13 protein-coding genes are annotated in these 22,283 nt (G+C 69.4%); 9 read left to right on the top strand and 4 right to left on the bottom strand.

Going from position 1 to position 22,283, the window contains the following annotated elements; genetic code table 11:
* Positions 1 to 247: 247 nt before the first annotated feature.
* Both HCK04_RS13910 and drmD read right to left on the bottom strand, forming a co-directional pair.
* Positions 248 to 4,405 carry a type IIL restriction-modification enzyme MmeI gene (locus HCK04_RS13910; protein WP_185948973.1) on the bottom strand — a complete coding sequence of 1,386 codons (4,158 nt, stop codon included), beginning with the start codon at positions 4,403 to 4,405 and terminating at the stop codon, positions 248 to 250.
* Positions 4,402 to 7,539, bottom strand: coding sequence for a DISARM system SNF2-like helicase DrmD (gene drmD / locus HCK04_RS13915; RefSeq protein WP_142647647.1), 3,138 nt, complete (start codon positions 7,537 to 7,539; stop codon positions 4,402 to 4,404). Before drmD ends, HCK04_RS13910 begins: the two co-directional genes overlap by 4 nt.
* A 273-nt stretch (positions 7,540 to 7,812) precedes the next feature.
* Between drmD and HCK04_RS13920 the strand changes: the two genes are divergently transcribed.
* The 3 genes from HCK04_RS13920 to HCK04_RS13930 all read left to right on the top strand — a co-directional run bounded on the left by HCK04_RS13920 (position 7,813) and on the right by HCK04_RS13930 (position 12,850).
* The gene (locus HCK04_RS13920) at positions 7,813 to 8,211 is read left to right on the top strand and encodes a hypothetical protein (protein ID WP_142647649.1); all 399 of its coding nucleotides are present in this window, start codon (positions 7,813 to 7,815) and stop codon (positions 8,209 to 8,211) included.
* An 839-nt stretch (positions 8,212 to 9,050) separates the two neighbouring features.
* Positions 9,051 to 9,317, top strand: a complete 267-nt coding sequence (locus HCK04_RS13925) for a hypothetical protein (RefSeq protein ID WP_142647651.1) — start codon at positions 9,051 to 9,053, stop codon at positions 9,315 to 9,317.
* Between the two features lie 242 nt (positions 9,318 to 9,559).
* Entirely contained in the window at positions 9,560 to 12,850 is a 3,291-nt protein-coding gene (locus tag HCK04_RS13930; protein ID WP_205830219.1) for an AAA domain-containing protein, read from the top strand.
* Between the two features lie 15 nt (positions 12,851 to 12,865).
* On the opposite strand, the gene HCK04_RS13935 is transcribed toward HCK04_RS13930, so the two are convergent.
* On the bottom strand, positions 12,866 to 14,719 hold the full coding sequence (locus HCK04_RS13935; protein WP_168065919.1) for an N-6 DNA methylase: 1,854 nt from the start codon (positions 14,717 to 14,719) through the stop codon (positions 12,866 to 12,868).
* Positions 14,720 to 14,771: 52 nt separating this feature from the next.
* On the bottom strand, positions 14,772 to 16,610 hold the full coding sequence (locus HCK04_RS13940; RefSeq protein ID WP_142647656.1) for a serine/threonine-protein kinase: 1,839 nt from the start codon (positions 16,608 to 16,610) through the stop codon (positions 14,772 to 14,774).
* A gap of 207 nt (positions 16,611 to 16,817) precedes the next feature.
* On the opposite strand from HCK04_RS13940, the gene HCK04_RS13945 reads away from it, so the two are divergent.
* The 6 genes from HCK04_RS13945 (at position 16,818) to HCK04_RS13970 (ending at position 22,279) form a co-directional block, all read left to right on the top strand.
* Entirely contained in the window at positions 16,818 to 17,456 is a 639-nt protein-coding gene (locus tag HCK04_RS13945; protein WP_142647658.1) for a DUF4352 domain-containing protein, read from the top strand.
* Positions 17,453 to 18,484: an ADP-ribosylglycohydrolase family protein gene (locus HCK04_RS13950; RefSeq protein WP_244312810.1), complete on the top strand. Its 1,032-nt coding sequence runs from the start codon at positions 17,453 to 17,455 to the stop codon at positions 18,482 to 18,484. The genes HCK04_RS13945 and HCK04_RS13950 overlap by 4 nt, the downstream gene beginning before the upstream one ends.
* 11 nt (positions 18,485 to 18,495) lie before the next feature.
* Entirely contained in the window at positions 18,496 to 19,095 is a 600-nt protein-coding gene (locus HCK04_RS13955) for a hypothetical protein (RefSeq protein WP_142647660.1), read from the top strand.
* Positions 19,096 to 19,276: 181 nt separating this feature from the next.
* Positions 19,277 to 21,070, top strand: coding sequence for a methyl-accepting chemotaxis protein (locus HCK04_RS13960; RefSeq protein ID WP_142647662.1), 1,794 nt, complete (start codon positions 19,277 to 19,279; stop codon positions 21,068 to 21,070).
* Positions 21,058 to 21,597 (top strand): hypothetical protein, encoded by a 540-nt coding sequence (locus HCK04_RS13965; protein WP_142620898.1) that lies wholly within the window; start codon positions 21,058 to 21,060, stop codon positions 21,595 to 21,597. Before HCK04_RS13960 ends, HCK04_RS13965 begins: the two co-directional genes overlap by 13 nt.
* Before the next feature lie 10 nt (positions 21,598 to 21,607).
* Positions 21,608 to 22,279, top strand: a complete 672-nt coding sequence (locus HCK04_RS13970) for a VWA domain-containing protein (protein WP_142647664.1) — start codon at positions 21,608 to 21,610, stop codon at positions 22,277 to 22,279.
* The last annotated feature ends 4 nt before the right edge of the window (positions 22,280 to 22,283 follow it).

Here is a 22,283-nt window from a genome sequence, read left to right on the forward strand (position 1 = left end):
TGCCGAGCCGGCCCGCGAGCCACATGGGGCATTCCTCGCTCGCGTGGTAACGGTCGCTACCCCTCGTGGTGATCACCTGGGGAAGGTTTGGCACGCCTCGCTCCTCTCCGGAGTCCGGCGAGCAGGGGGACGTCTCCCTGCTCGCCGACGCTGCTGGTCAGGCAATCGCTCTGGGCTCAGCAAACGGGCTGAAGTGCATCGGCTGTCAGTCGAACTATGACCGCTCCCGAGGCGAGCCGCTACCGGTTCAGAACAGGCCGGGCGGGGCGGCTTCGGCGTCCTTGGAGGCGCGGGCGGGCTTGGCCGGCTTGGGCTTGGCGGGCTTCTTCTTGTCGTGCAGGCCCTTGGCGACCTCCTCGGCGTAGCGGGCGTGGTTGAGTTCGAGAAGACGGTCCACAAACTCGCGCTGTGCGTAGGGGCCGACCGTGTAGCGGGTCTCCCGGCCGCCGACCGTATGGAAGCCGTGCTCGAGCTTGTCGAGCATGTCGTTCCAGCCGTAGGCCCGGCAGACCGCTGTGTCGATGTCCCGGTGGATGCGGCGCAGCTCGACGATGTCCTCGTCCTGGCAGGCCGGATCGTTGACCAGGTTGTACGTCGCGGTCAGGCCGGCCTGACGAGCGACCATGAGCTCCCGCCGGTACGTGTCGAGCCGGTCGCCGAGATCCCGCATCTCCTCGGTCAACTCGGGCAGCGGCAACGTTTCAAACGCATCTGACGGCGAGTAGTTGATGTCCGCCTTCATCGTCGAGCTTCGCGTAACTGTCCACCAATAGTGCAGCGCACTCGACAGCATCGATAGCATCCCTGTGTCATCCGTCGCGAATACAGCAAGCTTATGCGCGAACACTTGCCCGGTCGACACCATCGCCGGCATCACGACCTTGCTCACCAGTGTGATCACAATGACCCGGTCAAGCTTCTTGATAGCTTCGTAGAGGTTGGGAGCACGCTCTGCGTATTGCCACCACCGTTCACGACGTGCTGCTCGCTTGTTACCGTCCCGCTCAGGCTTCACTAGTCGGCGTACCTGGTCGTACGGCTCGGTGTAGGTCTTGGCACTTTCCTCTGACCAGTCATGGAAGTTGATGATCCAGCGACTCCCGGAACAGTCCGGTCGGGAGTTGAGGTCCTGCCCATTCAAGTAGGGGAAGAGCACGTCCTTATTGCGCGGATCGCGCTCGATCATGCTCTCAGCAGCCTCCGACTCCATTGTGAAACCCAGGCCGAGCACGTAGGAGCCAATAAATGAGGTATTGGCACTGCTGGATAACCGATACGGATTCCCCGATACGCGGGACTCAGGGTCGAGCGACGGCGTGATGGCTGAAACTGCAACGCCGTCCGCCACTCGCTGAACCTGATCACTAATGGCAGCACGAGTGGTCCAGATAGCGCAGTACTCCAAGACGGCGGATCTGGAGGGCCAGGGCTTGCTCTTGATGGCCTGGCGAATGGTTATGCCCTCGGCTACAAGCTGATCGAGACCGACCTCTCGGGTGTCACCCTGAGCAAGGGTGTTCGTGGCGATCAAGCCCGTCTGACCGCATCCGTTGAGGATGCCGTGGGCGCGGAGCACGAAGTAGGCCACTAGATCTGCGCTGCCGCGGGCACCGCGGCCGATCGCATCGACCATGTATTCGCGGTAGGCCACACCCAATGACCCCGTAAGCCGCTGGCCGCCGAGGAAGGGCGGGTTGCCGATGATGGCGTCGAAACCGGCACCTGCCGAGGTCGAGCGGTCCGGGGTCTCGCCTGGCTCTGCGGAACCGCCGCTGGGCTTCTCTTCGAAGACCTCGGGGAAGACCAGCGGCCAGTGGACCGGCCGGCGGTCGAAGGTGCCGGGGACCTGGTCGGTGGCGAGCCATTCCTTCCGCGCTTCCTCGGCGGCCGGCCAACTGCCGGGCTCACCGTGGACGACGGCACTGGCGAGATGGGCCGCCTGCAACGACGCCCGGTCGAAGCCGCGGAGCTTGCCGACCTCGGGGTCCGCGTCACGATCGCTGATCTTGCCCTGCTCCACGGCGTACTTCAGCGATGCCCCGACCAGCAGGTCGGCGAAGAGCCGGTGCTGGCGGGTCTCGCTGTCGATCTCGAACAGGATGCTGCGCTTCTTGTTCAGCGCGTCGATCCCGTTCTCCTCCACAGAGATGTCGACGAGGCGCCGCCGCTTGTCGGCGGTGCCGCGCACCATGCGCTGCACGTCCGCCGTGAAGTCGAGCGCCGAGTCGCTGAACAGCTTGCGCCCGCGCGACGGCACGAGGTGCATGTATTCGAGCTGCTCCAGCGACGTGATGCCGAGCAGCGCGTCGCCGACCACGAGACGGTCGTCCACGAAGGTGAACGGCCGCGACGAGTCCATCGACACCAGCCACAGCGACAGCTTGGCCATCTCGACGGCCATCGGGTTGATGTCCACGCCATAGAGGCAGTGTTCGATGACCTGCCGCCGGGCCTCGATGACAACCGGGTCCGCGTCGGCGTCGGCCGTGCGCTCCTCGGCGGTCTCCAGGTAGGCCGCCGCTTCCTCGCGGCCCTCCTGCGACCACGCCTCGACCAGCCGGTCCCCCAGGTAGCGTGCGGCGGCCACGAGGAACGCCGCCGAGCCCATGGCGATGTCGGCGATCTTCAGGCCGCGGTGGCCGTCCCCGCCCACGATCTCGGCCGAGCTGCGCAGCTTCCACTGTGAGCGGTCGGCCGTCTGCAGCGGTCCCGGCGAGTAGACCAGCGGCTCCAGCGCGTTCTTGACCACGTCTTCGGCCAGGAACTTCGGCGTGTAGTGGGTGCCGGTGTTCTTGCGCAGGGCCGACTCGGTGACGTACAGCGCGCCGGGCAGGATGACCACGGGCAGGCCGCGCAGGTCGTCGCGCAGCAGCCCGGCGAACGGCAGCAGCCGCCTGGCCAGGTCGGCGTCGCCGCCGGTGACGGCGAGCAGCCTGCGGGTGGCCTCCAGCGCGCCGGCCTCGTCGAGCGGCGCGAGCCGCTTACGCAGCGCGGCCACGCTGCCGATGCCCGAGTCCTTGTACTTCTCCGCCAGCTTCTCGGCGAGGTCACCGGAAGCGTTTCGGGCCAGCGCCTCCAGGTCGTGGAGCTCGACCTCCTCTTCCCGGCCGGGCTTGCCGACCAGGCCGACGACCACATCGGCGGCGCGGAAGCCGTCGAAGGACAGCAGTCCCTCGTACACGTAGCCGATCTGCTCGACGTCGAGCATGCGGAAGCTGAGCGTGCGGCGCTCGCGGTTCTTGCCGCTGCCGACCTCGACGTACTGCACGGCGCGCAGCATGTGCATGACCGTGCGGTCGTCGATCGTGAGCGGCATCCAGGCGTACGCGTCGGGGTCGAACAGCGACCCGTCGTGGGCGTGCATGGTCAGGCGCGGGTGCTCGACCCCGCTGTGCACGGCGCGGAACAGCGCGAGCAGGCGGTGCCAGGCGGCGTGGCTGTTCTCCAGCTCCTCCTCGCTGCCCTCGATGGCGCGCTGCTCCAGCTCGGCGCAGAGGCGCCCGGCCGAGTACGCCGTGGCGTACACCTTGTTGTCGGACGGCAGCAGGCCGCGCTCCTCGGCGAACAGCAGGAAGACGACGCGCATCATGACCGAGACCGAGCCGCGGTAGACCTCGTGCGCGGTGACGTCGTCGGGCACGCCGGCCCGGCCGATGGCGGCGACGAGCAACTCCACGGCCTGGCGCACCTGCACGCCGAGGGCCTCGGTGATGTCCTCCTGGCTGTCGAGGCTGGCCTTGAGCAGCGCCGGCAACCGCTGGGAGTCAGGGAACGAGAAGAACCGGTCGAAGCCCAGCAGCGAGACGAACGCGCGCAGCACGTCGCGCTCGGCCGCCTCCGGCCACGGGATCGCGTCGAAGGTGGCCGTGGTCGTCACACCCCCGCGCGGGGCCCATACCAGCGTCCACCAGCGGCCGTCGGTGACCAGGCCCAGCTCCACGCCGTGGTGACGGCACAGCTGCGCCATCCGGTCGGCGGGGGTGGCGGCCCACTTGGCGTGCTTCATGCGGGCCGTCGGATGCCCGCTGGTGATCATGCCGAGCAGCCGTACGGTGTCGGGCTTGGGCTGGTGGCCCGGCACGGCAAGCGCGAACGACGGCGTGATCGTGGTCTCGTGCTCGGGGACGCCCAGCGCCAGGTGATCCAGTCCGCCGATGTGGACGGCATCGTCCCAGCGCAGCAGGCCGCGCAGGACGTGCTCGATCCAGTCGCGGCGGTCGCCGCCCTGCTGCCAGGCGGTGTGGGCGAGGCGGAGCCTGTCGCGCCGCTGCTTGTCGACCGCATCGAGGGCCGGCCAGGTGGCGCGCAGCACCGGGAGGCTGAGGAACGGCCCGCTCACCTCGACCAGCGCGAGCCACCCCTGGTGGTCGACGTCCTTGCTGACTATGCTCCTGAATCTGCTCATCGGACTGCCTCCCGCCTCGGCACGACGAAGACCACAGCCACTGGGAACCGATGCGGCCTGGGGTCGCGGTAGCGCGCCGCGATCTCCGCCAGCTCCCGGTCACGCTCACGGCCGAGCCCGGCCAGGCGTTCCTCCCAGGATCTGCGATCTCTGCGGTATTGGTCCCGCTCCTCCTTGGACACCGCCTCGTGGCGGCTGAACAGCGCGTCGCCGTCCTGGTCGCCCTCGGCGAGCTTGGCCCGCAGGGTGGCCTCGAACCGCTTCAGGTTGGCCTTGACGCGCTCCTGCTCGGCCTCCATCCGCTGGGCGAGCTTGCGTTCGAGCTGGCCGCGCTTCTGCTCGGTGCGCCAGTCGATCGACTGCAGCAGCGGCCCGGCCACCCGCGGCCACGCCTCGGCCAGGCGGTGCCGTACGGGGGCAGAGGCCGGGGTTCCCTGCGTGAGCGCACGGTCGAGGATGCCGCCGAGCACGGTCAGGTTCTCCAGGCGGCGGAACCGGCCGCTGTCGGACGGCACCCAGCCGCCCGCATACAGGACCTCCTCGTGCAGCCGCACACCGTCACCACCGACCAGCACGAACCGGGAGAACGCCCCGGCCAGGGTGGTCTCCAGGGCGGGGTCGTCACTGACGACGGCCGTGACGCGATGCAGGCCGATCTCGGCGTTGGAGACGGCGGCGCGCAGCAGCCGGGTGGACATGGCGACCAGCGGGTGCCCCAGGTGGGCGAGCACGACGTCGTCGCGCACCCGGCCCTCGGGGTCGAGCGTGGCCTCGGGGTCGAACGTCACCGGCCTCTGGCGCGGTGTCTCGTCCTTGCGCGTCGTCTTGGCCAGCAGCCCGGCGCCCGCACGTTCCCATGAACCGGTCAGCGGCGGCACATCGAACAGGCCCTCGGTGAGGTGCTTCTCGTCGAGATGCGGTGTGAGCGGCTGCTGCCGGGCCAGCGACAGAGCGGTGTCGACGACCCGCTTGACGTTCGCCGGGGTGATGCCCAGCTCGGCGACGGTCTCGTCCAGGTTGGCGCGGAGCTTGCGCACCTGGTCGCGGACGTTCGTCTCGGCCGGGACCGCGCTCGCCGGATCACCGGCCTGCTCGACGTCGTAGTCGGCGATGTCGCCGAGCATGCGCCGCTGCACGGCCCGCGCGAGCACCGCGTTGACCGAGCCAAGGTCCTCTTCCATCTGCGCGACCTTGTTGGCCACCCGCGACAGGAACTCCAGGTCGGCCTCGTAGGAGTCGACGGCCGTGTCCCAGCCGGTGCCGACGAAGTGGCGGATGTCGGGCGTGCGCTTCTGGCCCCAGCGGTCGACGCGGCCGATCCGCTGCTCCAGCTTGTTCGGGTTGAACGGGATGTCGTAGTTCACCAGCCGGTGGCAGTGGTTCTGCAGGTCGATGCCCTCACTGGCGGCGTCGGTGGCGACCAGGATGCGTACGGGATGCTCGCTCGGGTCCTTCTGGAACGCGACCCGGAGCTGCTCCCGCTCATCGGCCGACATGCCGCCGTGCAGCACGGCGAGGTGCTCGTCGCCGAGGTCCTCCTGCCGCAGGAGGTCGACCAGCCACTTCTGGGTGTCGCGATATTCGGTGAAGACCACGACCCGCTCGTTCGACCAGTGCTCGTCGGGGCGGCAGACGGCCCGCAGGTAATTGATGAGCTCGCGCGCCTTGGTGTCGGGCGACGACTCGTAGTCGCGGGCCCAGGCGCGCATGCGCTGGAGCAGCTCGATCTCCTCGTCGCCTGCGACGCCCTGCAGCGGCGCGGCCAGCGACAGCGCGTCGTCTTCGGCCTCGGCGAGCGGCTCGTCGTCGAGAGTGGCGGTCTCCTCCCAGAAGTCGTCGATCCACTCCTCGACGTCGGCGTCGTCGTCCTGCCTGACCTCGACGGGTTCGCGTACGCCGTCGAGGTAGACGTCGAGAGTGTGGGCGAAGGCGGCAGGGCTGGAGAACAGGCGCTTCTTGAGCAGCAGCGTCACGAGGTCGGCGGCCTTGCGGCCCTTGACGTTCTTGTTGAGCCTGGCCCGGCGCACCTGCGCGAACCGCTTGAGCAGGTCGTGCACCTGGCGTTCGTCGGGCGGGTAGAGGACCGGGATCGCGCTCGCCTCCCGGTCGACGAACCGCTTGGTGCCGTCGGCGTTGACGATGTGGCGCTTGAGCCGGCGGATGACCGTCTCCTTGACGGCGGCCTGGTCGGGGTCGACGCCGCGGGCGAACCGCTGGTCGTCGAGGATCTCCAGCAGCGCGGTGAACGACGCCTGATAGCCGTTGTGCGGGGTCGCCGACAGGAACAACCGGTGGGTGAAGTGCGGGGCGAGGCGGCGGATGAGCTTGGTCTGCTGGGAGTCCACGGCGTACACCTGCTTGGGCGCGGCGGGCGCAACGTGGTGGGCCTCGTCGAGGATGAGCAGGTCGAAGCGGCGCTCCATCGCGCCGGGGTCGAGCACCTCGTCGAGCAGCCGCTGCGCCTTCTGGCCGCGCAGCCAGGGCAGGCTCACGATGCTCAGCGGATAGACCGTGAACGGGTTGGCCGCGCTGCCGTGCGTACGGCGGACCTGCGCGCAGCGCTCGGTGTCGATGATCGTGAAGTCGAGGCCGAACTTCTCGGCCATCTCGTCCTTCCACTTGAGCGTGAGGCCGGCCGGGCACACGATCATCACGGTCCGGGCGCGGTGGCGCAGCAGCAGCTCCTGGGCGACGAGCCCAGCCTCGATGGTCTTGCCGAGGCCCACGTCGTCGGCGAGCAGCAGGTTGACGCGGGGCGCGTCGAGGGCGCGGGAGACCGGTTCGAGCTGGTAGTCCTCGATGGCCACTCCGGACCGGTACGGCGCCTGCAGCGTCTTGACGTCGGCGCTGGTGACGGCCGACCAGCGGATGGCGTCGAGGAACGCGGCCAGCCGCTCGGGCGAGTCGAACCCGTCGGGAGTCACGTCGGGCAGCGAACCGCTGGGCAGCACGCGGCGGCCGGGCTCGATCTCCCAGACGACCTCCAGCGTGTCGCCATACCGTCCGTCCTCGACGCTCTGCAGGGTCACCAGCGTGCTGCTCTCGCCGGGCTGGACCTCCCCGACCACCCATCGCTGCCCGCGTATCGCGACCAGCTCGCCGATGGCCGGTCTTTCCGACGTCGCGCTCGTCACCCGTTCACCCCTCGCCGACGACCCTTGCCAGCTTGCGCCGTGCTCCGCTACACCAAGACACCGTAATGCGGCTTCTGCATCATGGCCCGAAGGATCGGTCCAAAGCCGACTGCGGGAAGATCCCGCCCGGAAGCACGCGCCGCAATCTACGCCAGATCATCAATACCTGTCTACACCAAGATAGGATTGTGTCTCGAATTCACAAGTGATCTACTAGTGGCCCCGAACATGCGCTAGACATGACAGCCCCCGACGCCGGCCGATGGGAGTCACATGGCGGATCGCCGGGAGCCGAAGCTCGGCACCGTGGTGCAGAAGGCGCTCGCGTCCGGTCCCGTGCCACGCGACGCGCTGCTGCAGGCGGTGCAGCAGGCGGGCCTGCGGCGCATCGATTTCGGCCTGCTCTGGGAGACCTGCGTCACCCACGGAATCGCCGACCTCGACGGCGAGCTGTGGGTGCCCCGGGGCCGGGCCGCACCGGTCGCCGAAGGACCCCCGCGGCAGGAGCCCCCCGGCAGAACCTCTTCGAGGGACATGCGGCAGCGGTCGTGCGGCGTCCGGCGGAGGCGGCCGATCTTCCCGCCGTCGAGCCGGTCCCACCTGTCGGGCCCGTCCCCTCAGGCTGGGCCGAGGTGGCCGCGGGAGCGGCCCGAGCACTGCGCGACGGATTGAAGACCGTGACGAACCGCCGGACGCAGAGCGACGTGCCCTTGTCCGGGGGCAGCGAGGCGGGTGCGGCGGGCCGCCGTGTGCTGATGCGGTACGAGGCCCAGGGCGAGCTCGGCGTGGCCGAGGGAAGTCCGGCCACTCTGATCGTCAAGGAGCTCGCCATCGAGGTCGAGGCGGTCTCGGTCTTCGGCAACGTCGTCACCCTCTCGCTGCCTCCGGGAGCTCCTACGGCGCGGGAGGCCACCCTGCGGCTGGACCTGTCGTGGCTGCTGACGGCCCAGAGCGAGCGACTGGACGAGCCGGCCCACGGCGGCCCCGGCTTCGACGCGGCCGCCGCGCTGGCCGTTGTGTCACCGGAGCGGGGCCGCGTCTCGACCGCACACGGAAGACTGCCTGTTGAAGAGCTGGACGGTCTCAACGCCGGGCAGCGCAACGCCGTGGAGCTTGCCCTCGCGCCGACGCTCACGTGGTTGTGGGGCCCACCGGGCACCGGCAAGACCAGTCCTCGACGAGGCCAGCATGACCAGCGCGGCCCTCGCCATGCTCGTCGCCGGGGCCGGCCGCGGGCACACGGTGATCGCCGGGGACTTCCGCCAGCTGCCGCCGGTCACCGTCGCGGACACCCCGGCCGCACAGGAATGGCTGCGGCGCAGCCCTTTCGAGAAGGCGGGGATCACGAGCGCCGTGTCCGGGGGCCGGATGCCCGCCCGCCTGGCCGCCCTCACCGAGCAATATCGGATGCGCGAGCACATCGGCCACATCGTCAGCACGGCCTTCTACCCCGAGAGCCCGCTCGTCACGGCCCCGAGCGTCGCGGGCAGACCAGTCCGAAGCCGAGTGCCATGGGCGAGCGCCCAACTGGCCCCGGCACCGGTGTCGTGCTGCGGACCGAGCACCACGCGTTCGCCGACGCCGTACGGCGCATGCAGCGGCGGCGCTCGGGATCGGCACCCGGGAGCGGCCGTCCCGGCGACGACTGCGGACGCTGCCGGCGCATGCTCGTCCGCTATGAGCAGGACCGCGCGGGGCAGCCGGACCTTCGCTACGAGTGCCCGGCGTGTGATCGAACGGCGCCGGGGAGCAACTCCAGGCGGCGACTGCGCTCATGAACGAGGTGGCAGCCACCCGCTGTCGCCGACCGCGAATTCTCCCGAATCACGCATTCGCTCTATTGTGCGAGTTTCGAATCAAGGACCGTTCGCCAACAATAACGACGGACCGAATGCCATGCGAAACATCAGGACAAAATCCAGACGCCTCAGCGCATGATTTAGCATCGGCTGCCGGGCAAACGTCGCCGGATGGACAGGCGTTCGGCCACATGGGGGCGTCGTTGGCGTGGAGGGGCCGCTTGGGCTGGCGTGATGAGGTGGTCACGGCACTGGACCAGTGGATCGCGTTGGAGGGAGGAGGCGGGCGAGCGCCGCAATGGCGGCGGGTCGGTGCCGCGCGGTCCACCGCCGAGCCCGGAATCTTCGTGGTCGACATCCGGGGTTCGGATCTGAGCGCCGACCATCTGACCGAGTTATGTCTGGCGGGTGCGGCACCGGACAGCGTCAAGGCCGGCTTTCGGGCCATGGACGCGACGGTGGAAGGACGTTTGCTGCGGATACGGGTGGCAGAGTTCGCCGCCCCGCCCGACCCGCACGTCTGGATCCTGCGGCACCCGCCGGACTTCCTGCTCACCGCGTTGCGCGACGGCATCGCCGGGCTCCCCGACGGCGGCCTCGCCAACCTGCTCGCCCGCGGCGAAATCGGCGGAACGCTGTCGGAGGCTCCGGCGCCCCCGGGGCTCTTGCCCGCCCAGCAACTGGCATACCGAGCCTGCCTCGGAGCGGGCGTCTGGCTGGTTTGGGGACCGCCGGGGACCGGGAAGACGCGGCTGCTGCAGGCCGCGATCGGCGACCTGATAACGGCCGGCAAGCGGATCCTGCTGGTCTCCAGCACCAACATCGCCGTTGACAACGCCCTGAAGGGAGTGCTGGCACAGCAGCGTCATCGGCCGGGCGAGGTCGTCCGGGTGGGGCCGCCGCAGCTTCGAGAGGTCGCCGAAGATCCGGACGTCTGCCTGCCTCTGATGGTGCGCACGCGGCTGGCCGAGGTCGAAGAGCGACGCCGGGCCGTGGCGGAGCAGCTTCTGGAGATGCGTCGCGACGAAGACCGGTTGCGCCATCTCGATGCCCGGCTCACCGGCTTCGACGCCGCGGCATACGAAAAGGCGCGCATCCGGTTGCGTACGCCCGGCCTCGGCACCGAGTCCCTGGCGGAGGCTCTCACCGCATGCGAAAGGGCCGCGGAGAACGGCGCACGGGCTGTGGCGGACGCGCAGCGGCGATGCGAAGCCGCCGAGCGGGCGGCCGCCGAGACGCTCCCCGCGCGGCGCGAGTGGCAGCGGGTCGAGGAGAAACGCCGGGAAGTGGCGAAGGTCGAGGAGGCCGCCACACAGGCCGAGGCCCGCGCCCTGCTCGCGGAAAGCGACTGCGCGCGGATCGAAGGCGAGATCAGCAAGCTGCGGCGCCCTTCGGGGAAGGTCAGATGGCGGGATCGGGGCAGGCTGGCGGAGCACGAGCGCGCGCTCGTGGGCGCGGTGTCCCTCCGAGATGAGCTGCGCTCCCACGCTGCGACGGCCCGCCGTACGGCGGAACGCTTCCGCGAGGACACCGAAGCGGCGCTCGCGCAGGTCGTCGCCCGCATCCCGTTCGGGCCTGACGAGATCACGCGCCGCGAGGACTCCGCGCGCCGGGCGGCCGCCGAGCTCAGCGTTCTGCAGACGACTCAAATGGCGACGCTGGAGCGCCTCGAAAGCCTACGGCAGGCCGAGGCGATGTCTCGGGCCGCGGAAGAGCTGGTGGCCGAGTGCGAGCGGCACGAATGGCCCACTCACCATGCGGAGGCCGAAACACTGCGCAGGAAGGCGTCTCGGGAAGCCACTCGCCGCACCGAACTGGAAAAACGGCACTGCGAGCTGCAGGAGGAGTACGACCGGCTCGCCCGTGACGCCCAGGGAGAGATCATCAAAGCGGCGCGGCTGGTGGCCACGACGCTTGCCAGATTCCGCACCACCAAGGCCGTCCTCGCGGGCCCCTACGACGTCGTGCTGATCGACGAGGTCGGAGCCGCGACACTGCCGGAGGTCCTCCTGGCCACGGCCAAGGCCTCGGGTTCCGCCGTTCTGCTGGGCGACTTCATGCAGCTCGGCGCGGTGCTGCCGAATCCGATCAAAGACAGCGATCGGCCCGACATCCGGCGCTGGCTGGTCCCCGACGTCTACGAACACTGCCGTGTCGCCTCGCCGGAGGCCGCCGCGAAGCACCAGGGCTGCCTGGTCATGGACACCCAGCACCGCTTCGGTCCGCATGTCATGGACTTGGCCAACCGTCTCGCCTACGGCGGTGTCCTCAAGGCGGGCGCCGGAGTGCGGCCCCGCACCGCCGACGATCCGGAGATCGTCTTCGTCGACACGGACGGCCTGCACGAGCTGGCCCAGGTCCACCGTACGGGCCGCAAGAGCGGCTGGTGGCCGGCGGGAATCCTGCTCTCCCGTGCCCTCATCGACCTTCATCAGGACGACGGCGAAACTGCGGGAATCGTCACCCCCTACGGCGTGCAGGCAGAGGCCACCCTGGAGGCGCTGCGCGACATCGAGCAAGCTGATCGGCAGCTGGTCGAGGTCGGCACGGCCCATCGCTTCCAGGGCCGGGAGTTCCCCATCGTCGTCTTCGACACGGTGGAAGGGCATCGCGGAGGGGGCATGTGGATGGCCGACGCATCCGCACGCCCTGGCGCCGGGCGCTGGGAGCGCGAGGGGTTGCGGCTGTTCAACGTCGCCGTCACGCGCGTCAGGACCCGGCTTTACGTCATCGGAAGCGGCGAACGACTCTTTCATGCACGCGCCGGAACCGCACTCGGTCACCTCGCCGCCTTACACCAGGAGCGGAAGATCCGTCGGCTGGAGGCGACGAAGCTGATCTCACCACCCGCCGACGTCGCCGCCGACCTCGGTCCCTTCGGCGCCCGGCTGGCCGACGTCCTCGGACGCCACGTGGAGATCACCGCCGTCGACGACGAGCGCTCGTTCTATGAGACCTTCACCGCCCGCCTCGCCGAAGCACGCCACTCCGTCTGGCTGTGGTCCCCCTGGGTGGCCAGGCGGGTCAGGGCCATCCTCCCCGCGCTGAAGGAGGCGGTGGCCCGGGGCGTCCGCGTCACGGTCTTCGTCCGGGATCCCAGCGACTCCTTGCAGCAGAAGGAGAGATTCGCCGATTGCCTGGCAGAACTCCGCTCGATCGTCCCGGCTGTCATCGAGGTCAACGACATGCACCAGAAGATCGTCGTCATCGACGAGCGCCTCGTCATGCTGGGCAGCCTCAACGTGCTCTCCCAGCACCGGACACGGGAAGTGATGGTGACCATGCGCGGTGGCCACTTCGCCCGCAAGATCCTGCAGCACGAGCACGCGGAGGACTTCAGCCGGCCGCCTCGCTGCGGTCGCTGCCGGCAGCGGCAAATCGATCTGCGTCGCCGTAGCAACGGGAATTGGTATTGGCGCTGCTACAACAAAGCCTGCCAGGGAGGGCCAGGGAAAAAGGCGTGGACGGCCGACATCGTCTTTCGCGGCGGCCGCGCCGATCGCACCGTCTGAGATAGGACGAGATTCTCAGGCCGGAGGAGTGAGCTCGCCGGTGCCGAAGCCTTTGACGATGGCGGCGGCGGTGGCGCGGCCGGCGATGTCGAGGTTCCGGAGCTCGTCTTCGAACTCGAAGACCTTCCGGAAGGCCTCGCCGTACCGTCGCTGCTCCTCAATGGGCATGCGCGGCACCACCACGCGGCGCGGGTCGAATCGGCTGATGCTCGATTGGGAGCCGCTGCCCGGCCCGGCAGAGGTCGCCTTCAGGAAGCCCGCGAGGAAGTACCCGTCGATCCGTTGGGGGTCGGGCCGTAGGAGGGTCAGCCGCGGGCCGAGCACGATGCCCTTCTCCGTGACGACTCTCACCGCGAACTCGCCTGCTCTGGCGGCTACGACGACGTCACCCGGTTCTGTGACGATGCGATCGTCCGGCTGGGTGCGGGACTGTGGTGTGGTGCCGGAGAAAAGGTCCTGATCGGTGATGACGATGTCGCCCGATCCGGATATGTCGAACCGTCCCGAGCTGAACACCTTGATCGCCCCGGCCCGCTCCATCTCGGCGAGGTCGACCGAGGGCATCGTCTTGGCCGGAGCGGGAACGGCCTCGGGGACCATCGTGGTCAACCGCTCCAGACGTTTGAGCAACTGCTCGCGGACCGCCGGAAACTGCTGCGCCGGCGCCTGGTCTTCCACACTCACATGCCGGCCGGGGGTGAGGTCGACGTTCTCGTCCATCAACTCGATGACGGGGACGGCACACACCGGCCCTGCTTGTTCCGCCCGTTGGCCGGGAGCGGAACGGAACTCCCGCCAGCGATCGGCGATCTCGCCGAAGGTCTCCGGCTCGGCCTCGGCCATGAGAACGTGGGACGGGACCGGGTCGCCCTCGGCCGGCTTGCGGAGGACCCACAGGTGCAGAGGTAGGCCCGTGCCCACGCCCATCCGCGACGGCAGGCCGATGACCGCCTGCAGCGTTCCCTGCCGGAGGAGGTTGCTCCTGATCCGCCGGCCTGACCGGCGGTTGGCGGCCACTGCGGGCATCAGCATGACGGCGATGCCGCCGGGTTTCAGGTGTGACAGGGCGTGTTGCGCCCATGCGAGCTCTGATTCGGCCTTGGGCGGCAGCCCGTACTCCCAGCGGGGGTCACTGGCCAGGTCGTCGTAGCCCCAGTTGCGTTCGTTGAACGGCGGGTGGCACAGCACGGCATCGACAGTGAGATCGGGCCAGGAGTCGCAGCGCAGGGAGTCACCGGTCCCCACCGATCCCTCGATCTGCGCCAGAGCCAGCCGTGTCCGGGCGAGGCGTGCGACGGTGTCGTCCGCCTCCTGACCGTACGCGTGGTCCAGATGGCGGATCGTGGTGAGGAGTGTCCCGAGACCGCACGCGGGGTCGAGGACGGATCGGACGTCCGGGCCGGCCAGCCTCGCCATGAACTGCGCGATCTCCGGCGGCGTCTCGAACAGGCGGCGGGAGTGGACGTCGGCGTAACGGTCGAGAAGGAACCGGGCCGCCTCGGCGCTCCCCTGCTCCTCGGCGAGCTCCTGCAGCAGCCGCCAGGCGGGAGCGGCGACGAGACGGCGTTCCCCCTGGCCCAGCAGGAGCTCGGTGGCCTCGGCGACCACCGCTCCCAGGTGCAGGTCGTCGGCGGCGTTCCTGATCTGCTGCCAGGCGCGTTCCCTGAGCGGCACCTCCTCGACCTTGCCCTGGTGGAGAAGCCACTCCTCAACGGCCTTGAGCGAGAAGGTGGGGCTGGTCGCGGTGCCGCCGACCGGTGCCGGGAAGTCCTCGTATCGCTTTCGCCAGTTGCTCACGGCCGCACGGCCGACGCCGACCATTCTGGCGATATCGGCCGCGGTGACGGTCGCCTCGTCCCCCGCCATCATCGGCCTCCTCATCGTCCCCGGCTCACGCCGTCAAGATTTACGTGTACGGCGTTCACAGTTTAGCCGCATGCTTATAACCCCGGAGGTCAGCCGAAGCGATGATCTGCCTGAACCCCTTCCGGTCCTCCGGATGCGCGCTCAGCACGTAGAAGGCGACCTTCGACTGCGGGAGATACCAGATCATCATCGTGTACGTGAGGTTGACCTCGCAGGCGACCTGCCACTCCCGGTAGTACGCCTTCCTGCCGTCGCGCATCTTCGCCAGCCCGGAGTGGACGAGCCGCGAGGCATAGGGATCGATGCCGTAGTACAGCCCCGCCTCTCCCTCGTCCTCCGAAACCGATCCGTACGGATCGCGGAGCACGCCCCCTCCCGTCAGGCAGGGCACGTGCTGCCCCCACATGAAGCCGAATTCGGAATCCTCGATGCCGAAGCCCGGCCAGTCGTCCTTCGTCGACGTGAGCTCGACGGCCATGGAATCGGGGCGGCAGAAGAAGTCCCAGGGACCGTCGGCTCCCCCTGACCGGGGAGACTCCACGCAGGCCCGATCGTCGCCGTCGGTGGTCATCCGCCAGCCTTTGGGGAGCGTCAGCGAGACGCCCTTGAAGGACACCCTCCTGCTCTCGGCCTCCGGCTTCTTCTTCGGGCTCTCCGCCGGCGTCGGAGTGGCCGTGGCCGTCGTGACCGGGACCGTCGTGGCCGTCGCTGTCGTGGCGGGGGCCGGCACCGAGGCTGCAGGCGCTGCCTGGGAGACGGCGGGTGTGGAACGTTCCGATGCGGACGCGGCGATGATGGCGGTCACAGTGATCAGGGTGACCGCGGCCGCGGTCGCCACGTAGGCGTGGATCCACGACGCTCCGGATCGCCGGGCGACGACTGTCACCGGTGCGCCGTCGGCTCCGGAGACAGCCCCGGCGGACTCGACCGCCGCCGGGGCGGTCGCCGGTTCCTCCGGCCGCAGGACCTTGGTCGGCGGAGCGGGAGCGACGCGGACCTCCGGCCAGCCGGGCGCCTCGTGGGGCGGGAGCACCCAGGTCCGCTGGATGAACGAGGTGACGTCGCCCGGTTCCGTCCCGGGCTCCTCGCCCTGCCAGGTCTCGGTCACCGCCGCGAGGACGTCGGCGGCGGCGGGCCGCTGCGCGGGGTCCTTGGCCAGTGCCCGGCCGACGAGGTCACGCAGGTCCTCCGGCACGGACTGGAGGTCGGGGATCTGCTCGCGCACCCGGTAGGCCAGCACCTCGGGACGGCCGGTGCCGTACGGCGGCTCGCCCGTGGTCGCGTACAGCACCAGCAGGCCCCAGCCGTAGACGTCGGCCGGGGTGCCGGCATGGCCCTCACCGTACTCCTCGGGGCTGATCCACCCGGGCGAGCCGATCAGCGTGCCGGTGTGCGTCATCGAGGTGGAGTCGAGGACCTTGGCGATACCGAAGTCGATGAGCCGGGGCCCCTGCGGCGAGCAGATCACATTCGGCGGCTTCAGATCGCGGTGCACGACCCCGGCGGCGTGCATGGCCACGAGCGCCTCCGCGACTCCGGCGGCCAGGCCGTACAGTGCGTCGCCGGTCAGCGGCCCCTCGGCCTGCACGTGCTGTTCGAGCGTGGGCCCGGGGATGAACTCCGTCGCCAGCCACGGGCGCTCGGTCCCGGCATCGGAGTCGAGCACACGGGCGAGACAGGCTCCCTCGACTCCGGCGAGTACGGAGGTCTCCCGGCTGAAGCGGCGACGGAACTCGAGGTCGACCGACAGGGTCTCATGGACGAGCTTGACCGCCACGCGCCGGCCGGAGCCGTCCACGGCCGCGTAGACGACTCCCATGCCGCCCGCACCGAGACGGCCGACGACCAGGTATGGACCGATCCTGCGTGGATCACCCGTCAACAGCGGCTGCACGCACCCTCCGTGCTGATGTCACAAGGCGCGACCGGTTCGGGCGGATTCACCGCTTTGCGCGCCGCAAGTAACATGACACAGAGCCATATGTGAATGCAACCCGCCGATAGGTTGTGTGTGCGATTCACAGCATGCTTTACTTGCAGCCGTCCCCGTTCACACCCCCGCCGCGGACTCCCGGCCGGCAACGACGAAGAAGGCGTCCCCATGCACTCGAACCCGCAGCAGCCGCCGCACGGCTACCCGCCGCCCTACCCCCAGACCGTCGTCGTGCAGAAGAAGGGCGGCGGCTGCCTGAAAGCGCTCCTGATCGGCGCCGCCGTGCTCGCGGGCCTGATCGTCCTTGGAACGATCCTCAAGGGCGGTGGGCAGAGCGACACCCAGGCGAGCCTGACCGACACACCCGAGCACGCCACCCAGACCCACAAGGCGAAGAAGCCGCAGGTCCCCGGGCTGGGCGACGTGGTCAAGGACGGCAAGTTCGCGTTCAAGGTCACCAAGGTCGAGAAGGGACTGTCCCAGGTCGGTGAGGGCTTCACGGTCTCCAAGGCCCAGGGGCAGTACGTCCTGATCCACCTGACCGTGAAGAACATCGGCGACGAGGCGCAGATGTTCAGCGACTCGGCGCAGAAGCTCATCGACGCCAAGGGCCGCACGTTCGACGCCGACTCCGGAGCCGCCGCGCTCGGGCTCAAGGACTCCAATGCGTTCCTCAACAACATCAACCCGGGGAACTCGGTCAACGGCATCCTGCTGTTCGACGTGCCGAAAGACGTCAGGCTCAAGGCGGTCGAGCTGCACGACTCGCTGTTCTCCGATGGTGTGACCGTCTCCCTGGCACGGTGAGCGTGGGCTACTACTCCAGCGTCATGGGCTGCATGCTCGGCGGCGCCGTCGGAGACGCTCTGGGCAGCCCCGTCGAGTTCATGTCCCTGGCACAGATCCGCGCCACTCATGGACCGGACGGACTGCGCGACATGGTCTCGACCGAGGTCACCGACGACACGCAGATGACCCTGTTCACGGCGGAAGGGCTGATCCGCGCACGGCTTCACCGCATCGACCCCGTCGAGGCCGTCCGGAACTCCTACCTCCGCTGGCTCGACACGCAGCAGTTCCCCGAGCCGCCGGCCGCGGACGACGCCCTGCGCAACGGGTGGCTCAGGCGAGAGAGGTGGCTGTACGCGGTGCGGGCGCCGGGCATGGCCTGCCTGTCCGGGCTGTACGCCGCCGGGCGGCACGTGAACGTCCCCGCCCCCGGCGCCATCGGCGAGATCAACCCGCTCTCCAAGGGCTGCGGGTCCGTGATGCGTTCCGCGCCCTTCGGACTGTCGGTGTTCGACCCGTTCGAGACGGCGGCCCGCTGCTCCTACCTCACCCACGGGCATCCCACGGCCTCGCTGTCCGCCGGAGCGTTCGCCGCGATCATCCACGACCTCGTTCACGGCGACCCGCTGGAGCAGGCCGTACGACGGGCGCTCGGCCGGCTCACCACCTGTCCCGCGCACGAGGAGACCGTCAGCGCGCTGCGCGCCGCCGTCCACCTGGCCGCCGGGCCCGAGCCGACAGCCGAAGCGGTCGAATCCCTCGGGGCGGGGTGGGTCGCGGCGGAGGCTCTCGCGATCGCCGTCTACTGCGCGCTCGCCGAGCCGGACCCGGGAAAGGCCCTCCTTCTGGCGGTCAACCACTCCGGCGACTCCGACTCCACCGGCGCCATCTGCGGCAGCATCCTCGGCGCACGGCACGGGTTCAGGTTCCTGCCCGCCGAATGGGTCGACGCGGTGGAAGGCCGCCGGACCCTCGTGAAGATCACCTACGACCTCCTGACGGAACCCACCTCACACAGTTATTGGACCGACCGCTATCCCCGCTGAGGAGAACGCCCATGTTCCGCCGCATGCTCGCCGTACTGGCCCTGACCACCGCCGCCCTCACGACGCCGGCCACCGCCCACGCCGACACGACCTACCGGGGCGATGGTGACGACGTCATCCGCATCCACGCCACGAAGAAGCCCGGCCTCATCCGTTTCACCCACGACGGCGATTCCAACTTCATCGTCCACACCGTCGACCCGCGCGGAAAGGCCGGGGAGTACCTGGTCAACGAGATCGGGCCCTACAAGGGCACCGTGCTCTACAACGACTACGGCACCAGGGGCACGATCGGGCTGGAGATCAAGGCCGACGGAGCCTGGACGGCGACGTTCCTGCCCCTGACCAAGGCGCGCTGCTGGTGCTCGGCGACGATCCGGGGCACCGGCGACCAGGTGCTCAAGCTCTCCCCCACCCGCGGGCTGCACACCGTACGCGCCGCGCACGGCGGTGAGTCCAACTTCATCGTGCACGCCTACCCCCGCATCGGCTATTACGGCGACCTGCTCTTCAACGAGATCGGCCGCTACAAGGGCAAGGCCCTCCTGCCCGTCGGCACCCGGCTTGTCACGGTCCACGCCGACGGTGCCTGGACCCTCACCCGGAACTGACGGCCGGGATCCAACGTCACCCCCACCCGCATAGGCATTTCTAACCATTTGCCGGTGCAATAGTTGACACTTGCACCACGCAATCGGGAAGATCACGCCGATTTCTCGCGTCTGGACCGGTCCATCCGGAATCCCCTTTGACGCTGACCCGAATCTAACGAGAGGACATCGGTCTTCCGTGATGGACCAGGATCTTGCCGCTGAACTCCGCGTGCTCGCCAAGCATCCGGGCTTGAAGCCCCGGGCGGAACAGCTTCGCGAGCTGGCGTGGGCCGTCCTGACGCCCGATGAGGCCGAGCGATGGTGCGAGGTGGACCTGTTCGCCGCCTTCCCACCCGGAGAGTCGGTCCGTTCGATCCCGGCCGACTCAAGTATTGGGCACAAGGCACACAAGATCATCGATGTGGTGCAGCCTGTGCTCGTCTTCCTCCCCATCGTCACCACCTGGTTCGGGCTCAAGATGGCCACGACGGCGTACGGCGAGACCCTGGCGGCGGCAGGCGTCGAGGCGGCTCGCCGGCCGTTCCTGGAGATGTGGCAGCAGGGCTTCGACGGAAGGCTGCCGGGCTGGCTGCGGTTCGACAGCATCGCCTTCATGACCCTGGGGGTGATCGGCGCGCTCATCGTCATCACTCTGTGGGAGAGGCTCCTGCGCCGCTCGATCGAGCAGAGGGCCGAGGAAGAGGCGTCCGCCCTTCGCTCACGCCTGCTGGCCGCACTGACCAAGGCGACCTTGCACCTCGGTCAGGTGAAGCTGGCCTCGCCGGCCCGGTTCCAGGCCGAGCTGACCAAGAGCGCGAGCGAGCTGAACAAGGTCGGCAGGACCATGGGCAAGGTTCACACGCAGGTGGTGGAGGAACTCGAGAAGGCGCTGGAGGCCACCGGCCAGGCCACGGACGCGCTGACGGCGGGCGTCGCCGAGGTGCGGGACTCGATCGCGACCCTCGACAAGCACATGGCCGCGGTCTCCTCCGCCGCGGAGACATTGCTGCACTCGGTCGAGCGCACCGCCTACGCCATCGACTCCGTCGGCGAGAAGACGGACAAGGCGGTGGACCGTGTCGGCGACCGGCTCAGCACCGTCATCCTCGACTCGACCAGCGGCGTACGGAAGTCCGTCGACGAGTTGGCGACGCTGACCGAGCAGGCCGTACGCGACATGACGTCGTCCACAGGACAGGTCGTCCGGGATCTGACGACATCCGCGGGGCAGGTCGTGAAGGATCTCGCGGCCTCGACAGGCCTGGTGGTGCGGGATCTGGGAGATTCGACCGGCCAGGCCGTGCGGGACCTGGCGGACTCGACCGGCCAGGTCGTCCGCGACCTCGCGAGCTCGACCGGGCAGGCCGTACGCGACACGGCGGCGAGCCTGGACGCGCGGGTCGGCGAGCTGGTGAGCGCGACGGCCGGGATCGGTTCCGCCGTCGGCCGGGTGGAGACCGCCGCCACCGAAAGCGGCGACCGGATCAGCCATGCGCTCACCAGCGGCAGCGGCACCCTCTCCGCCGTGCTCGGCGGCGCCGGAGCCGACATCAGGGAGGCCCTCGACGACTGGGCCGGGACCGCGAGCGCGCATGCCGCGAGGATCGAGATGGTCTCGGACACCGCCGGCCGCACCGTACGGCTGCTGGAGGAGACGCGGGACGCCCTGGACCGGCTGCCCGCGGACCTTGCCAGGTCTCTCCAGGAGGTTCCGGCGGCCGTCCGTGAGGTCACCGGCCCCGAGATCACCGCATTGCAGGCCGCCATCGCCCGGCTGGACGAGGCGGTACGGCAGGCCGCCGCGGCCGTCACCGCCGGCCTCGTCAGCGGTGCCGCGCGATCCTCCGGCGCCGGCACCCCGCCCGGCCCGGACCGCACGCAGGTCCCGGCCGGACCTGCGGATGATCCGCATGGCCAGGCACCCCTCGACACGGGCGCCGCCCCGGGCACCACGGGGAACAGCGGCGAGCGGTCCGAGGGATGGCACTCGTGATCAGCCGTCGCGGTTCGGCGCCGTCGCTGCTCCTCGCAGGCTGGCTGTTCGCCGACCTGCTGCTGGGGCTCACGATCATCATGCTGGGCGCGCAGGCGCCCCCTCCCATCCCGGCCAAGCCCCTTGCGGGTAAGGGAACCGCCTCGCCCTCGCCGAGCCCGTCCCCATCGCCCTGCGTCACCCGCGCCGCCGGGGTGGCCGCCAAGCCCACCAAGATCTCCTTCCGGGTGAACTCCGGCGCCTCGGACAAGGAGCTGCTCGGCACGGTGCGGCGCGAGCTGCTCAAGCACAGGAAGCGCCTGGCCGGGCGGCACGCCGGCATGGTGCTGACCTTCGGCGCCAGCGGAGGCGCGGGGGAAGGCGTCCATCTGGCCACGCGAGTCAACGCGGCCGCGAGCAAGGCGTTCCCCAACATCTTCCAGACCGCGGCCACCCGCAACTTCCATGACCTCGCCGCCCCGAGCGGGTCGATCTCCATGGAGATCTACTTCGTCTCCGGCGGCTGCTCCCCCATCACCGAGAGCTGAGGACCACCTGATGAGCGAACAGGTACTCCCCTTCTATCTGGTCTGCGACGAGTCGTACTCCATGCAGGGACCGCCCCTCGATGCCATCAACCAGGAGCTCCCCCTGATCTACCAGGAGATCGCGAGCAACCCGGTCGTGGCGGACCGGGCCAGGCTCGGCATCATCGGGTTCAGTAGCACCGCCGAGGTGCTGCTCCCGCTGGCCGACCTCAACGACGTGCACTCCATTCCGCAGCTGTCCCCGCGCGGCACGACGAGTTATGGCGCCGCGTTCTCCCTGCTCAAGCGCACGATCGAGCAGGACGTCGCGGGGCTGAAGCAGGCCGGGCACGCGCCGTACCGGCCCACGGTGTTCTTCCTCACCGACGGCCTCCCGACGGACGAGTGGCACGTCGAGCACAAGGAGCTGGTCAGCCGCGATTTCCGGGCTCATCCGACCATCCTGGCGTTCGGCTTCGGCGACGTGGATCCGGCGACTCTGCAGCAGGTGGCCACGCTCCGGGCGTTCATCGCCAACGGCGACATGTCGCCGACACAGGCTCTCCGCGAGTTCGCGCGGCAGCTGCTCAACTCCGTCGTCCAGTCGGCCGTCGCGTCGTCGTCCAATCCCTCGGGCACGGCCCAGCTCATCATCCCCGACCAGGTGCCGGGCTACACGGTCCTCGCCCCCGACCCGCTCTGATCGC

The organism is Microbispora sp. CL1-1 (assembly GCF_012034195.1).
Taxonomy (GTDB): domain Bacteria; phylum Actinomycetota; class Actinomycetes; order Streptosporangiales; family Streptosporangiaceae; genus Microbispora.